Raw genomic sequence first — 14,196 nt, 5'->3', positions numbered from 1 at the left:
TCACCCCGGTGAAAACCGGGGTCCAGCAGGTGAGTTATAGAGCTCGCTGAAGTAGATGGCCTGGTCGTAATTTTCGACGAGGGCCAGGAGGAATTCCTTCGCTATATCTGCGTTCTTGGAATAGTTCGGCACAATGTAATTGTAGATGACGTGCTCACAGGCCCAGCGTGTGCCTCTCGGACCTTTCAAACCCGGAACGAAATAGATATCTTTTGCAATTTCAGGCACTTCTTTCTGCGCGGAGCGGTAGGCTGAAATGGAATTGAGGATATACGACGCCTTCCCCGCAATGAGGGCCTGATTGTTGGAAACCACCGCCCAGGCGAAGACCTCGGGGGTCATGGATTCCTTGAAGAGCTTCGTCATGAATTGAAGGGCCTCGACGGTGCGCTGATTGTTGAGGATCACATTCTCCTTCTCATCCTGAACGCCCGAATCGAAGGACCACAGCAGGCTGCGGGAAGCCATGTTGGAATCGAGCTCCTGAGACAGGCCGATTCCCAGCTGGACTCCCTGCTCCTTCTTGATTTTGCCGCCAAACGTGATCAAATCTTCCCAGGTTTCGGGGCCCTGAGCCTTGCCGGCCTTGTCCCACAAGGTCCTCCGGTAGCACCCCGGATCGATGACCCATCCGTGGCAGAAACTGTAGTAGCGCTTGGTGTTGGGGTTGAAGGAGCTCTTGGCGCAGAGAGGATGCTGCTTCCCGAACCGCTTCTGAGCCTCCTGGTTGATGTCCGTCAAGTCCAGGACGCTCGGTTCGAACTGTGCGGGCGGCACGATCCATTCGATGAGGTCATGGCCCTCGCCCGCTGCGATTTCCGCCGCCGTTCGAGCGCCGATTTCAGCCAGATTGATGTGATCCACGGTGACCTGGACGTTCTTGGACTCCCCCCATTTTTTTACAAATCCATCGAACCAGTCCTTATCATAGCGCGGCACAAAGTGAGACCATTAATGGTGTTCTCAGAAAAAAAGGGATTGGCTTAGGGCGTCCAAAAAAGATCTGAATCGCCCAGATTCTTTACCCGGTTTTTGGTCTCCCGGATTTTCCGGGAAAATGGCCGCCAGAGCTTGACTTGGGAGGCTTTCGCCGGGTCCAAAAACCGGGCAACGGCCGAAAGCCGATTTGGACGCCCTAGGATTGGCTGCGAAGGCTTCCCCTACCGGGTGCGGTGATCCGGCAGGAAACCTGCCAGAGCAAGCATGGCGCAAACCGCCGTAACCGACCACATCACCCCGAAGCCCCACTTCTCAGTCACGAGCCCCAGGGCAATAGCGCCGATGATGACTCCCAGGTCGAATCCCATGAAATAGGTGCCGGTGGCAAGTCCTCGATGCTCCTGGCAAATTCGGTCGAAGAGCAGCGCCATGGATGCGGGCTGTGCTGCGCCGAACCCAATGCCGTAGAGGGCGGCCGAAATCGAGAATATTTGGAAGCCGTCCGCCACCGGAAGCATGGCCAGGGCCGCAGCCATAAGGATGACGCCAGGAATGATGACGGCGGCGCGGCTGAGCCGGTCGGCCAGACGCCCGACAAAGGTTCGTGAAACCAGCAGGGCGATAGCCTGCACCATGAAGTAAAAGCCCGGGTTTTGGATTCCGTGGGACTGGGCGTAGATGGCGATGAAGGCATTGATCGCTCCAAAGCCGATGCTCATGCAGAGGGCCATCCAGGCAAAGGGCAGTGCGTCAAGCGCCAGGATCCTCGAATGCAGTGTCGCAAGCTGTCGCTTGACTTTCGAGGGCTGACGCCGCTCCCGCGTGAAGATTGAAATGGTGAAGGCCGCGACGGCCAGCCCCCCCGAGAAGTAGAACAGGTGCCGGAAGCCGGTCGAGTCGGCTAGCAGAAAGCCGATCACCGGCCCGATGATGTAACCGACCGCCTGAGCCGCCGAGAAAAGGCCCACGGCTTCGGCCCGTCGCGCGAGGGGTGCGATATCGGCCACGTAGGCGTTGGAAGCCGTGCCGTAGCCGCTCAGCCCACAGCCCTGCACGAGCCGACCCAGCACCAGGAGCGGAATCGAGCCGGCCAGGAAGTAAATCACACTCGCAACCCCATAGAGGGATGTCCCCATCAGGACAAGGGGGCGACGCCCCCAGGCGTCCGTCAGCTTTCCCGATAAAGGGCGAAAGAGCATGGCCGTCAAGGCCATGGCGCCGCTCACGAAGCCGGCCTCGGCATTGCTCCCCCCCAGGCTGACAACGTAGACGGGCAAAGTGGCGACCAGCATCTGCAGGCTCAAGGAATTCACGAAATTACCGAGGGTCGCCAGAACGAAGTCCAGAGAAAAAAGGCGATTCTCCGCAGGCCCGGCGGCTGCATGACGGGAACCGCCCCTGTGAACCGCATCGCTGCTTTCGGGTTCGGACTCCTTCATTTCAATTTTCGTTGCCAATACCCCCCCCTGTCGTTGCCGCCGAGACCTGCACGGGTCGCATGATGGGATATCCCTTGGAAGGATGTTCGCCCTGGCGTCCACACCGTTCGCTTCTGCATGGCTCATGGCTCCAAGACAATTCCTTTATCCCCCTTCAAAGGGGCACTCCCGCCGGACCGGGTGATGACTTCCGCTGCGATGTACTAGCTTACACTTTCAGCGCTGTAGCGGGCGATGAGTCCGCTGCGCACTGCATGCCGATAGATGCGCGTAAAAAACCAGCATGCCAACACCACATCCAGAGCGGCAAGGCCCCCGCCCCACAGCAACTCGCTCTTGGAAAACCCGCCGCCCGAGAGGATCGTCCTCATGCCCTCGAACACATACGAAGGAGGGAGCAGGTATGAGACAACCTGCATCCAGTGCGGGAGGGTCGAAACCGGGTAGAAGACCCCGGCGAATGGAGAGATGATAGCCGGGATGGGCCATATCAGCCATTCCGATGCCGGTCCGAGCCGGAGTACCACGGCGCTGCCAAAGATACCGAGAGCAATGCCGAACAGAAAGAGGATGAGGAGAAATGGGGCCAGCATGAGCCCGTAGATGGAGAGGCTCAGCCCGAAAGCCATGCCTGCCACGGCGAGCATGACAAGCAATCCGATGGAGCTGGTCGCGATGCTCGAGAGGACCAGACCGCTGACATACTCACTGATTGAAATCGGTGTGGCGAAGATATTGAGAAAATTATGCGACCATACGTCCTCGAAAAAGGTGATCGTGACTCCCTGCATGACACGGATAAAAAAATCCCACAGGAGAACCGCCCCCAGGAGCACCGGAACAAAATCGAATCCACTGGAGGAGACGGTGTTGAGATAGAGGGTGATGAACCCCCACAGCACCATGTCGATCACGACCCACAGAAACAGCGGCACTGCACGTGCCGGATTACCACGAAGCAGATAAAAGTAGCGGAGCACAACCGCTCCAACGCGATGGCGGCGCACGATCCTCAGACTCCTCCCCATGGCAGCGGCTCACGCGCCAGGGAGATGAAGAGGTCCTCCAGGCTTTTCGCGCCGTACTCGCGCGGAAGGACCCTGGGGTCTCCCTGGAGCAATATTCTCCCGTTCAGGAGGAACAGCACTCGGTCGCAAACGTCCTCCACCTCGTACATGTTGTGCGAGGTCCACAGCACGCCGCCCGAGCCCTCCGCCGCAAACTCCCGGATCTTTGCCCGGATGTCCTGTGCCACAGCCGGGTCGAGGGATGCAGTCGGCTCGTCGAGGAGCAGCAGGGCGGGGCGGTTGAGCATCGCTTTGGCAAGACCCAGGCGCGTCTGTTCTCCGGACGAAAGCAGGCCGCATTTGACGTTGAGGAATCTATCGAGAGCAAATTGCGCGCTCACCTCTCGGATGCGTTCCGATAAGCCCTTCACGCCATACAGGAGGCCGAAGATGCGCAGGTTCTGGGATACGGTCAAATTGCCGGGCAGCGGAGCGTAGACGGCTGCAAAGTTCGTGTGCTCGACCGCTCTGGAACGGTGCCTGGCAACGTCTATGCCTTCGATGTGGACAGTTCCCGAGCTCGGCTCGAGAACCCCGAGAATCATGTCGATGGTCGTGGTCTTCCCTGCTCCGTTGGGACCCAGGAGCCCGACAATCTCGCTGCGACCCACCTCGAACGTCACGCCGTCCACGGCAACTGTCTCGCCATAGCTTTTGCACAGATCGCTGACGGCAAGTACACTGGCTTCAGAGAGCGCCGGAGGGGGCACAAAGCTGCTCACGGCAGTCCTTCAACAGAGTGGGTGACGATCCTTATTCTCGATGCCTGCATGATTCTCCTTCGCAGTGATGAGTATGCTCCTGTCCCGTCTCCCAGGCAGAATATACTGGCGAAGCATCGAATACAACCGCCCATTCTGGCGGGGTACCCGGACCTCCCCCTGAGCACACCTCACTCGAAGGAAAGCCAGGAATTACGAGGAGAAATTTGACGAGACCGGCTGCTCCTTAACATGTGCATAAAATATTAACATTCCTATATCTTATGCTTTTGGGATGATCATGGGAGAGGCCAGTTATCGAAGAAAAGGAAATGATTCCAGAGCATTGAACTTACAGCCACGGTGAGAAGCCGACTGTTCCATTGTTCAGGCAGCCGGTTTCCCCGCCTTTTTTCGCCCTCATGCAGACGCGACGACCTATATCTTTGTCCTCTGGTTCGCATGGGGGATTTTCTGAGCGCCGGTTTCCGACCCTTTTTACTCCGCCCTCCATAAGAACATCGAGTTTATCCATTCCGATCTCATCCGGGAATACCGGAGCCATATCCCAAAGCATCCCTGGAAAAAATACCTTCAAAACCTGGTAATTCTCCGAGTGTTATCGACATCCCTCCTGTGGTTTCTTATCGGGCAAGGTTGGCGTGGCTGACCGATACGGGAAATGCAGGAAGTCTCTTAGGCCGGCAAGGGCACTGCCGGCAACAGGAAGCGCAAAGCTCGAGGGGGTATATCGTAAGGGATGAATACCTGCACTTAATGTCCATCAGTCATGGGAAGGAGAGAATATGAAGAGGATTCTGAGTCTGTGTTTTGCTCTGCTTTTGGTATCAGGGTGTCTGCTCTCCGCACACGCCTACGAATCCACCACGGGGCCTACCGGAGTGCTGAAGTACGACAAGGGGAAAGCCTTTGAGGGCTACACCCTGTACAGTCCCACCATACGATGCAAAACGACCTACCTCATCGACATGGAGGGCAATGTCGTCCACAAGTGGGACAGCGAGTATGATCCCGGGCTTCACGCAGTGCTGCTCCCCAACGGCAATCTGCTGCGGGCAGGGGCTATCCCTCAGAAGAAGGAAGCCGGGTATCTCGGCTTTGGGGGAATTGGCGGAATTATAGAGGAATTCGACTGGAATGGGAAAAAGGTGTGGGAGTGCAAACTTTACTCGCCCGGAAAGGAATTCCAGCACCACACCTTCGATCGCATGCCCAACGGCAACACCCTGATCCTGGGCTGGGAGTACAAGACCAAAGAGGAGGCTATCGCCAAAGGACGCGATCCCAACACATGCCCCACTGACCCCATCGTTCAGGATGACATCCCCCATGACGGATTCTGGGTTGACTTTGTCCGTGAGGTCAATAAGAAGGGCAAGACGGTTTGGGAATGGCATGCATGGGACCACATCGGCAGAGGCCCGAAGAAGCTCGACATCAACCACAGGCTGCCCGAGCACGTTGGGCTCACCTACCCCAACTATGACTGGAGCCATTTCAACACGGTGTGGTATCTCCCGAAAACAAACCAGGTTCTTCTCAACTCCCGCAACTTCGCCGAATTCTACCTGGTCAATCACAAGACCGGGGAAATCGAGTACCGCTGGGGCAACCCTTCCGCCTATGGCGCCGGCAAAGCCCCCTCATGGTATGACAACGGCGACCAGAAGGTGTTTGGGACCCATTCGCCGGTGATGCTGGAAAACGGCAATGTTCTGCTGTTTGACAACGGTTCGGAGCGTCCCGAGGGCAACCGGTCCGCCGCAGTCGAAGTGGACCCGAAGACCGGTGAGATCGTCTGGCAGTACACTTCAAATCACTCCGCCAGTTTTTATTCATATCGGCAGGGCGCCGTGCAGCGGCTGCCCAACGGCAACACCCTGATCACCTCTACTCATGGGGGACACATCTTTGAAGTGACGCCCGAAAAGAAAGTCGTCTGGGATTTTGTGAACCCGATTGTCGCCGGCAAGGCCAAAAGTGTCATCTCCGAGGAGGATGCAATCCCGCAGGAGAAGCATAAGAATGGAATGCTGAACATGGTGCACCGCGCCTATCGCTATGGCCACGACTATCCAGGCCTCAAGGGTAAAGACCTGAGCCAAAAGGCGCCACTGGTGGAGGGCAGCCCGGTATTTTTTAAGGACTACACTGTTCGATAGCCGCTGATTCCTGCGTATCGACTTTCACACCCCTGCTCCAACAAATGCCCCCGGGGAAGTTTCCCGGGGGCATTTGCTGTTAAGCAGTCAGCCGACGACGGCTGATCCATGTCAGTCCATTGGGTGATTGTGTTTTTCACCCCGGCTCCTGAAACTTCATAGCCGGAAACCACAGAGCCGCACCCTCGACATTATTCGCCGTCGTCAATAGTCATTGATGAAGTCATCTCCTTTTTGCCCCTGGGAGATCTATTTTCACCTTTATTTTCAAGGTCTTTATCGCTGATTCAAGTGCTTTCTTTTGTTCCCCGTTTGCCACCTCAACAGCAGTTTTGTAGACCTTGTTGTGCAATGACTCCCGGCTATCGCGTTTCAGAAGCGGTATGGCGCCTTCTACAAACTCCTCCGGACTGGAAACGGCAGAAAGAGAGATCAGAAAGGCCCTGATGAAAACTTTTTCGTCCGCCGGGATCATCCAAGTTCCATACTCATCGGCAAAGACGATGTCATCTCCATCTTGCATTTTGTCGATCAGCTCATAAAGGATTTTGAAGCACTCGACAGCAAGCTCGTGGCTGCCTTTCTCACTGACTTTGGCCGCATCACTCAGGAGATCCGCGAGCTTTTCAAACCATTCCTCGGTTTCCTCCGGTATGTGCATGAAATTTTTCGAGTTGATGTTGAATGGGGCGTAGTAGACTCCACGGAGCGAGTCATTGTAGAATTTCTTGACCTCCTTCAGCAGTTCTTTCTCGTCGACCTGGGAAGGCTTGACCTCGAGCTTCAACTGACCGAATACCTCATGCCGCTGATTGGTGGTCAGCGTATCAAAAGCCACATTCAGCAACCGCAGCAAAGTAGGCGCATCTTGTTTCTTTAGAAAATCAAAAAGATATTGCTTATTCACTCTGTATGTCCTCCCTGCCTGTGAAGGACTGAAGGTTTATTCCCTCATGTCGGAATAACGCACGGTTTCGAGAGCCCCTGCCCTTAAAGCAGCTCGGATAAATTGTGCTGAGAAGCTGGCTTCGAGCCCGGAAGAGAGCTTCGAATGAGTCATCTCTCGGCGATTTAGGAGCCATCTCTCCATTATGGGAATGACCGCCTCACTTACCGGCTCTTCATGAAGAGGCAGAAGGGCACCTGAAGATATGTAAAAATCATCAAATGGCAATACCCTTCCAGCCAGGGGCATATCCGGAACAGCGGTATCGCCAAGCCCGATGTCCATCAAGAACAGCTCGTATTTCCCAAAAAACTCGATGAGCAAGACTCCTCTACCTTTATGGACCTGACGAACTTGAAAAACCGAGAAGAATGAATCAAGCATGGCATGGAGCACTGTCGTCTCATCTGACTCAGGTGCGGGAGGGGTTTTCTCTGCGTAGCGTTCTATCACAGTCTTTCCACCTGATCGAGAATTGTACAGGCAATAATCAAAGAGTACCGCTGCTTCATGCGGGTTGCTAAAGACCAAAGTTTTGCCTCTTGCCAACCCAAGCTTCCTGGCAGACTCCTGGATGGAATTCCTTGTCAGATGACGGATCAATTCCTTGTTCATTGCGTTGAGGACATCCCTCAATCGTTTATAGGTTCTGAAAAGTTCATCGTTTTCGGATGTAAATACCATCTTCATTGCTCCCTATCCGCTTTTTTGATCCAGAGCCCGCCGGAGCAGAGAGCTTCCTTGTGATCTCCTCATGCTCCACCAGGTATTCGTAATGAGCGTCCATGTCCCCTATGTTTTCTTCATTCCACTGGAGGGCCTCCGATGGGTACTTCCGAGCTGCCATCTTGAAAGCCTTTTTGATATCTCGGCCCTTTCCCAATTGCTTTACGATCTCATTGTCATAAGCCATTTCTCCTGGAACTCGGTCTCCAACGATTTCATGAGAACTATCGAGATATCCCTCAATCAAATCATCCATTCTATGGCCTCCATTTGCTGTACGTCACCGCAGTGCTCCGATCCTCAAGGAGAGTAGAGTGCATCTCGGAATTGCAAACTTTAGCCAATACCAGATGATGGTTCACCTGCTGAAGAGCGATCAAGGCAGCCACCGTTGTGGAGCGATATGATGACAGATGCCGGACAGTCACCAAGCTCGTTCAACGGTCCAGGGCGCTCGGGTACGCCGACGATATCAGCGCCCTTCTCATCGAGATCGAGGACATATAGTCGAAGCAAAGCAGCTGTCTGTCAAGATCCTACGCAGAGCTTCTCGATTTTACGAACCAGGACAGGCAGGTTAGTGGAAATAAAGCGCATTTCGGAAGCAGGAATGCGCTTGTGTTTGATATCCTGGGGAAGATGCTTGTGATGAGGATAACTGCTCTGGAGGCTCAAGTCGGTTGGGTGGTGCTGAGGATCATACCAGTAAAGCTTCTCTTCCCCCCCCCGCCAGACTTCGTAGCCGTACCAGTCTATGGTTACCGGCAACCGATCGAACACGAGCCTCTCACGGATGACCAAACGCGGGCCATGGTCGAAATGCAGTTCACCGGAGACGTGGGTGAGGGATGCCCCACGCCTTACGAATGTCAGAGTGGAATGGTGCACCGATGGAAAGGCATCAACGAGGGTGTAAAGAAACAGCTCATAATCCTCCGCGGTACGCAGTGGATCGCTCATGCAGCCACCTTGATCAATCCTGCAAGGCTCGGTCCTTTCCTTTGGATCCGCTGGATTTCATTCCTGTATTCGGCCTGCCGGGCGAGCCATGTGCGGTAATGCTGGCCCATTCGCCAAAATCGAGCATCCAGGTATCGTCCTCCGGCTCCTCGCCGATGACATATGCCGCATAGAAAGTCTCGGAACGGACGCCGTACTTGCGTTCAAAATCCAGCAGATCTTCTTCCAGGGCATGAATGTCGGATAGTATCTCACGAAGGGTCATCATCCGCCTCCAGTTGATTTCCGGTCAGAATCAATGTGCACGGTCATGCGCACTCTGCCGCACCGTTTCACGCATTATACTGCGTGATCCAAGGCATACAATGCCTGACACGGGGGAAAACTGGTGCCTGGGACGAGACTCGAACTCGTACAGCCTTGCGACCGAGGGATTTTAAGTCATTTTCCCCAAGCTTCACAACATCCTCAATATAAATGAAGTTATTGAAAACACATGATGTTCTAGTTTCTTCACAGTGGCAGATTTTCCATGCTTTGGCACATCTCACACACAAATTCTCACACGGATTCTCACACAGGCAAGAAGGTAAATTTCAGATTGAGCTGGTCCTCTTTTGCATAGGCTAAGGTTGTTTGGAGACTCGTGAAAGCTTGTCTCGTTTTCGAAGGATGACGAGCAATGGCTGTATTATCGCTTTATTGCTCCATTTCTCCACTGGCCTGCCACAAGCCGGGCGCTTTCCAAAATCGTCTGAATGCTTCTCCCGCAAGCAGGGCCTCCATCATTGGCGCCAGGAACAACGCGAGCGCGGATGTCACCTTTGAAAGCTCTTCAGGAGCATTTTCCAGTCGAGACTTGCGGAGGAATGCCTTCCATTGGGTTCTCTTCGTTGGATCATCGTAAAAGCGACCTGTAAATGCCGCCGGTTGTGCCGTCAACTCGGTCCCCCGATTTGCGAATGTCGTCCGGATCGCCGCAGCCAGTATCTCTCCGTCAAAATCAAACTGACGCGACAAAAGCCAGATATCGTAGAAATCTTTCATACGGCTGTTCAAGGTTCCCAGTTTGACTATGACTTCGAGCTTTTCTGCGACCACGCTTTCCCTGCTATAGCCCCTGATCTTGGGCGACGGCATTTGGAGAATGACGGGATACTCGACCACAGTCGGTGCCGGAATCACTGCATCACCAAAACCGATGTCCAACTGCATGGATATTCGTGCCGTATCGACATACCCCCGAAAGCGTACCCGTACCCCCTCATAATCCGCATCTTCCACGATGCGCTCGCCTACCACACTGTCCGGATCGAAAACGACCCCATCCGGTGAGACTTCTTGGATGCAAATCTCCTTCACCACCTCAACGATGTCATCCACCCGGTTGCTCGTCCTGCCGAGGAGATCTATGTCCATGGTCGGCCGGGAAAGTGGAGCCCGCCAGGCGGCAAACATCAGCGCACCCTTGAGGATGAACCTCTCCGAATACTGAGACTGTGACATTCGATAGAGGAATCGCTCCATCGCATAGTACTGGAGAAGCTCATTGAGGGGACGCGCCGTCTCACGAGCCTTGTTGAGGAGTCGCTGCCGCACGGATGCTGCGATGTTCTTGAGGTGACTCTGCGTCATAGCACGGCCTCCAGATAAGGGCGCATCACCTTCTCGACGCGACAGATGCGGGCAAACTCGATTAGAGCTTCCACCTTTATCGGTTTTCGCTGCCTGTAAAGCCTGAGAGCTTCAAGAGCCGTATCCAAACCGATCTTGTTTCGGTATTTGAAACAGTCGGCCAGTGTCTTTTCGGGGCTATAGATCCTGGCCGAGACGCCATCTATCTCATGATCTTCCACTCCCTCCGTGAAAGCCTTGCCGGTGAACCGGAACACGCGAAGGGGCGGATAGTCGAGGCGTGGTGCTCTGGCCCCACGCTCCAGCGCCACGTATACTTCATGGGGAATTTGGGTTGTGATCTCATGAAAAGAGAGTGCGGAAATGAGACAGATCACCCCCCCCGGGACCTTGAGGGCAACCGAGACGAGATCAGGACTTCCAAGAGCGGGCATCTCCGCCAGCCTGTAGAGACCGCGGGAGAGCTGCTCAAGGAATCCGGCATCTCGCATAGCATATAGGGTGCGTGGATGTATCCCGGCTTGCAGGGCATCTGTTGTTTTCAGAAGCCCTCCGTACCGGCGAAACACAACACCGGCCTTTCTGAAAGTCTCACGGTCCACTTGTCCCACTGAGCACCTCTGGATAAAAATGCATTCTTTGATCAAGAAATGATGACATTTTTATCCAAACCAACGAGGCATGTCAATCCTTCTTCGCCCATTTGCCCACTGCTTCAGTCAAACGGGATACGGGCCATACCGCCAGGAGGATCATGAAAAACTCTTCCCGTGAGAACCCCGTCCGGGATTCCACCGAGGAAAAGGGCAGCACATCTTTTCCGCTTTTTCTGCGCTCCCCCATCAACTCGGTTTCGGTTTCCATCATGGTGACGCCAGGAAGCGGCAGGCAGAGGAAGCAACCCATGGCAAAGAACCGGAATGGCGCTCCATACCCAGAACCCCTTGCTCCCCCTGATCAGGGAAGCTCCCGCGCCAAGGCCTTCACCCTCTGGTCCGGGTGATTCAGAAGTTTTGCCTTGTCATAGGTGATGCAATCGGGGTGGGTGGAAATGCGGTAGCGTTTGGAGCCGTCGTTTTGGATGAAGGCGGCCCCGTCCTTTTTCAGGAGAGAGCCCGCGAGGGTGTTGCGCAGGTTGCTGTAGGCCTGATAGGAATCAGGGCTGGAAACCAGTCCCTTTTCCCACAGGGTGATCTTGTCCACCCAACCCCCTTCTCCTTTCTTGAGCTCCACGGCCAGGTACAGGAGCAGCACGAAAAGCGCATCCCCCAAACGGAGCGGGTTATCATTGAGATGGATGAGATTGCTGCGTTTGGTCGGAAGGGTGCCGGGGACATGCAACCGGTCATGGCAGAGAAATTCGAACCTTTGGTGATCCAACGCTTGGGCTTTGGAGAGAGGGGCCGACCGAAGGATTTCGCTTTGCTCCGGTTGCAGGAATTCCGAGACCATTTCTTCCAGGGGAATTTCCAGTGTCTCAGGATCGAGGCACTGGGCCAGGGGCTTTTGGACCATGTGCTCCAGATGCAGGAGGTGGCGGATAAACAGGTTTTCAATGGTGAAGGATGGATTCAGAAGAACGAGGAATTCATCCTCCCGACACAGATGCCGGAGCCCTGCCAGTTTCAACAATTCTCTTTCGTCTATGCGGCGGAGAAATACAAATCCCACTCGGCGGTTTCCGTAAACCCTGCGCCCCAGGTAAAAGCCATCTCTGTCCAGCCGGTGCACCCGGCCATGAAGACCGTTGATCCTGTGCAGAACAGACAGAAACTGCCGCAGGCACACTACATAACGGCGCATGCCGTTCTCACGAGGCACTGGGGCGTCTTCTTTTTCATGAGCCAAAGGACCGGCTTCGATACAGTCTTTGTGGGGGTAAGAGCACATGGGACAGGCATGGCTGCAACCGGCGGAAAATGCGCATCCATGGGGTTCAGCGCAATCCATGAGAATGCGCTGCTGCATCAGGTTTTCACTCTCTTGAGGAGTCAAAAGTGTGTGGAGCTCGCTCTCGCTGAGAACTGAATGATGGAACTGTTCCAGGTGTTCCAGAAGTCGATTCATCATGGCAAAAAGTACGCATGCTCACGGTGAAGTTCGCGCTAATACAAGTTTTCTAGGGACAACCCACAGATTTCGCATGATCATTCACCGGGACGACCATGCCGAGATCTTCCATTTCCCTGCGAGAGCATATGTTTTCCAGCAATCAAGGGCATGGAGCAGTACTATGCAGATTGTCCTTTAGATCTTGAATGTCGAGCCATTACATGATAGCATTTTCGCATAATGTAATACAATGTATTGATGTAAAGTTCAGAAGTCAAGCTTTTTTTGATCTAAAAATCAAAGAGGAAACACATGTCTCTTGCTGAGAGGCTCACAAGACTGCGAACCAGATTGTCTCTTCATCCCAGAGAAATGGCTGAAAAAATGGGTGTGACCGAGCGGGTTTATCGGAAGTACGAAAAGCAGGAGCAGGTCCCAGGATCCGACAAGATCATCCATCTCCTGGAAGAACTAAAAGACATCGATCCCACTTGGCTCATGCTCGGTGAAGGAGAGATCTTTAGGTCAAACGTGGTGAGTGAATGGAAGTATCGTACGGGAGACGAGGAGACAAATGCCCTGGCCGGAGAGATCATCATGATGTTGAACGAACTGGATCAGGCTGCCATCCGAGATATCCGATCCCTCGTGTCGGAAAAGAAGAAGCTCAAGCAGATGGAAAACATGATCTGTGAGCTTCAGAAGAAATTCGGGGATGAAGAATCCTGAAAGACGATGACATAGAGGCGAGTGAAGGTACCTATGCAGGAAGGATATTGGTGATGATCTTGAGGAATTAGTAATGCTTCCTGCATAAGGCTTCTCTGCACCTTCATATTCTCCGGCGAGCGCCGACCTCCTGCACTGTATCACCTGAAGGACATCGAAGGATGGAATTTTGTTTCATCGTCATAGGCAGCATCGACACCATCCTTCGATTTGAGAAAACCGACCACAATATAAGCGCAGGGCTGTCGCTGCGGCGTCGTAGAGGGAGGTAACAAGACCCTGGATAAGACAATGGGTACGAGTTTACAAAGGACACTGCATCTCGACTGATGAAAGGAGTCAGCCAGTTCCGCAAGAACTATGGTGAGGCAAGTCTCGACCTACGCATCTTTTCGGCCAGCTACGGGATCATCCCCGGTAGCCGCCCCATTGTCCCCTACGAATACACCTTCCAGAGCATGAAGGCGGGAAAGCTGCGGCAGTAGGGAACCCATGCATATACTGTGCGGAAACCAGAAAAGCTCTTTCCACCCCCTACGACCTCGCCTCGGACCTCTCTTTTGTTGGGGGATACCCCCCGAAACCCTGGCCAGAGTCTCTTTTCTCTAGTGATGGAAAACCAGCGAGCATCTGTTCCATTATTCTCGTTCGTTGACCTGGAGTGATTCCTCCCATTGCTCCAGGTCGGCCGCTATTACCGGCGGTCAGCAAACCTGCCAAAATGGCCGGTTGGAAAGTCGTCCATCGCGATGAAAGGGCGTAGCTCAGCGACGTTGTCTCTTTTTGAGAACAAAAAAAGGCCACTGAGGGATCTAGAGC

The 14,196-nt window shown here is 54.1% G+C and carries 16 protein-coding genes; 3 read left to right on the top strand and 13 right to left on the bottom strand.

The genetic code is table 11. The features are described 5' to 3' along the window. From MWC30_RS12360 to MWC30_RS12345, 4 genes are all read right to left on the bottom strand, one after another. A complete protein-coding gene (locus MWC30_RS12360; RefSeq protein WP_244084495.1) occupies positions 1-939 on the bottom strand; it encodes an ABC transporter substrate-binding protein in 939 nt (312 codons plus the stop codon). Positions 940-1,160: 221 nt separating this feature from the next. Further along, a complete protein-coding gene (locus MWC30_RS12355; protein ID WP_244084494.1) occupies positions 1,161-2,396 on the bottom strand; it encodes an MFS transporter in 1,236 nt (411 codons plus the stop codon). Positions 2,397-2,581: 185 nt separating this feature from the next. Next, entirely contained in the window at positions 2,582-3,385 is an 804-nt protein-coding gene (locus MWC30_RS12350) for an ABC transporter permease (RefSeq protein ID WP_244084493.1), read from the bottom strand. Positions 3,386-3,390: 5 nt separating this feature from the next. Further along, positions 3,391-4,167 (bottom strand): ABC transporter ATP-binding protein, encoded by a 777-nt coding sequence (locus tag MWC30_RS12345; RefSeq protein WP_244084492.1) that lies wholly within the window; start codon positions 4,165-4,167, stop codon positions 3,391-3,393. Between the two features lie 785 nt (positions 4,168-4,952). Here MWC30_RS12345 and MWC30_RS12340 point away from each other — a divergent pair. Next, positions 4,953-6,329 (top strand): aryl-sulfate sulfotransferase, encoded by a 1,377-nt coding sequence (locus MWC30_RS12340; RefSeq protein ID WP_244084491.1) that lies wholly within the window; start codon positions 4,953-4,955, stop codon positions 6,327-6,329. A gap of 223 nt (positions 6,330-6,552) precedes the next feature. Here the strand turns inward: MWC30_RS12340 and MWC30_RS12335 are convergent, their stop codons facing one another. From MWC30_RS12335 to MWC30_RS12295, 9 genes are all read right to left on the bottom strand, one after another. Further along, positions 6,553-7,116, bottom strand: coding sequence for a hypothetical protein (locus MWC30_RS12335; protein WP_244084490.1), 564 nt, complete (start codon positions 7,114-7,116; stop codon positions 6,553-6,555). Positions 7,117-7,272: 156 nt separating this feature from the next. Continuing rightward, positions 7,273-7,959, bottom strand: coding sequence for a hypothetical protein (locus MWC30_RS12330; RefSeq protein WP_244084489.1), 687 nt, complete (start codon positions 7,957-7,959; stop codon positions 7,273-7,275). Beyond that, positions 7,934-8,257, bottom strand: a complete 324-nt coding sequence (locus MWC30_RS12325; RefSeq protein ID WP_244084488.1) for a hypothetical protein — start codon at positions 8,255-8,257, stop codon at positions 7,934-7,936. Before MWC30_RS12325 ends, MWC30_RS12330 begins: the two co-directional genes overlap by 26 nt. A 272-nt stretch (positions 8,258-8,529) precedes the next feature. Continuing rightward, positions 8,530-8,961, bottom strand: a complete 432-nt coding sequence (locus tag MWC30_RS12320) for a DUF6516 family protein (protein ID WP_244084487.1) — start codon at positions 8,959-8,961, stop codon at positions 8,530-8,532. Positions 8,962-8,974: 13 nt separating this feature from the next. After that, the gene (locus tag MWC30_RS12315; protein ID WP_244084486.1) at positions 8,975-9,229 is read right to left on the bottom strand and encodes a hypothetical protein; all 255 of its coding nucleotides are present in this window, start codon (positions 9,227-9,229) and stop codon (positions 8,975-8,977) included. A gap of 431 nt (positions 9,230-9,660) precedes the next feature. Next, a complete protein-coding gene (locus MWC30_RS12310; RefSeq protein ID WP_244084485.1) occupies positions 9,661-10,596 on the bottom strand; it encodes a nucleotidyl transferase AbiEii/AbiGii toxin family protein in 936 nt (311 codons plus the stop codon). Next, positions 10,593-11,198, bottom strand: coding sequence for a type IV toxin-antitoxin system AbiEi family antitoxin domain-containing protein (locus MWC30_RS12305; RefSeq protein WP_368860843.1), 606 nt, complete (start codon positions 11,196-11,198; stop codon positions 10,593-10,595). Before MWC30_RS12305 ends, MWC30_RS12310 begins: the two co-directional genes overlap by 4 nt. Positions 11,199-11,280: 82 nt before the next feature. Further along, complete coding sequence (locus MWC30_RS12300) at positions 11,281-11,463, bottom strand: hypothetical protein (protein ID WP_244084483.1); 183 nt, start codon at positions 11,461-11,463, stop codon at positions 11,281-11,283. A gap of 90 nt (positions 11,464-11,553) precedes the next feature. Further along, a complete protein-coding gene (locus MWC30_RS12295; RefSeq protein WP_244084482.1) occupies positions 11,554-12,666 on the bottom strand; it encodes a hypothetical protein in 1,113 nt (370 codons plus the stop codon). A 294-nt stretch (positions 12,667-12,960) separates the two neighbouring features. Here MWC30_RS12295 and MWC30_RS12290 point away from each other — a divergent pair, with 294 nt between their 5' ends. Then, positions 12,961-13,377 carry a helix-turn-helix domain-containing protein gene (locus MWC30_RS12290; protein WP_244084481.1) on the top strand — a complete coding sequence of 139 codons (417 nt, stop codon included), beginning with the start codon at positions 12,961-12,963 and terminating at the stop codon, positions 13,375-13,377. Between the two features lie 329 nt (positions 13,378-13,706). Then, complete coding sequence (locus MWC30_RS12285) at positions 13,707-13,862, top strand: hypothetical protein (RefSeq protein ID WP_244084480.1); 156 nt, start codon at positions 13,707-13,709, stop codon at positions 13,860-13,862. Positions 13,863-14,196: the final 334 nt, after the last annotated feature.

The organism is Desulforhabdus sp. TSK (assembly GCF_022836495.1).
Classification (GTDB): Bacteria; Desulfobacterota; Syntrophobacteria; order Syntrophobacterales; family Syntrophobacteraceae; genus Desulforhabdus.
This window is presented reverse-complemented; position numbering and strand designations above follow the sequence as displayed.

Excerpts from the sequence above, each read along its gene's own strand:
- MWC30_RS12290 (WP_244084481.1), top strand. The coding sequence starts at position 12,961 with ATGTCTCTTGCTGAGAGGCTCACAAGACTGCGAACCAGATTGTCTCTT.
- MWC30_RS12295 (WP_244084482.1), bottom strand. The coding sequence starts at position 12,666 with ATGATGAATCGACTTCTGGAACACCTGGAACAGTTCCATCATTCAGTT.
- MWC30_RS12310 (WP_244084485.1), bottom strand. The coding sequence starts at position 10,596 with ATGACGCAGAGTCACCTCAAGAACATCGCAGCATCCGTGCGGCAGCGA.
- MWC30_RS12330 (WP_244084489.1), bottom strand. The coding sequence starts at position 7,959 with ATGGTATTTACATCCGAAAACGATGAACTTTTCAGAACCTATAAACGA.
- MWC30_RS12300 (WP_244084483.1), bottom strand. The coding sequence starts at position 11,463 with ATGATGGAAACCGAAACCGAGTTGATGGGGGAGCGCAGAAAAAGCGGA.
- MWC30_RS12315 (WP_244084486.1), bottom strand. The coding sequence starts at position 9,229 with ATGATGACCCTTCGTGAGATACTATCCGACATTCATGCCCTGGAAGAA.
- MWC30_RS12325 (WP_244084488.1), bottom strand. The coding sequence starts at position 8,257 with ATGGATGATTTGATTGAGGGATATCTCGATAGTTCTCATGAAATCGTT.
- MWC30_RS12340 (WP_244084491.1), top strand. The coding sequence starts at position 4,953 with ATGAAGAGGATTCTGAGTCTGTGTTTTGCTCTGCTTTTGGTATCAGGG.
- MWC30_RS12285 (WP_244084480.1), top strand. The coding sequence starts at position 13,707 with ATGAAAGGAGTCAGCCAGTTCCGCAAGAACTATGGTGAGGCAAGTCTC.
- MWC30_RS12320 (WP_244084487.1), bottom strand. The coding sequence starts at position 8,961 with ATGAGCGATCCACTGCGTACCGCGGAGGATTATGAGCTGTTTCTTTAC.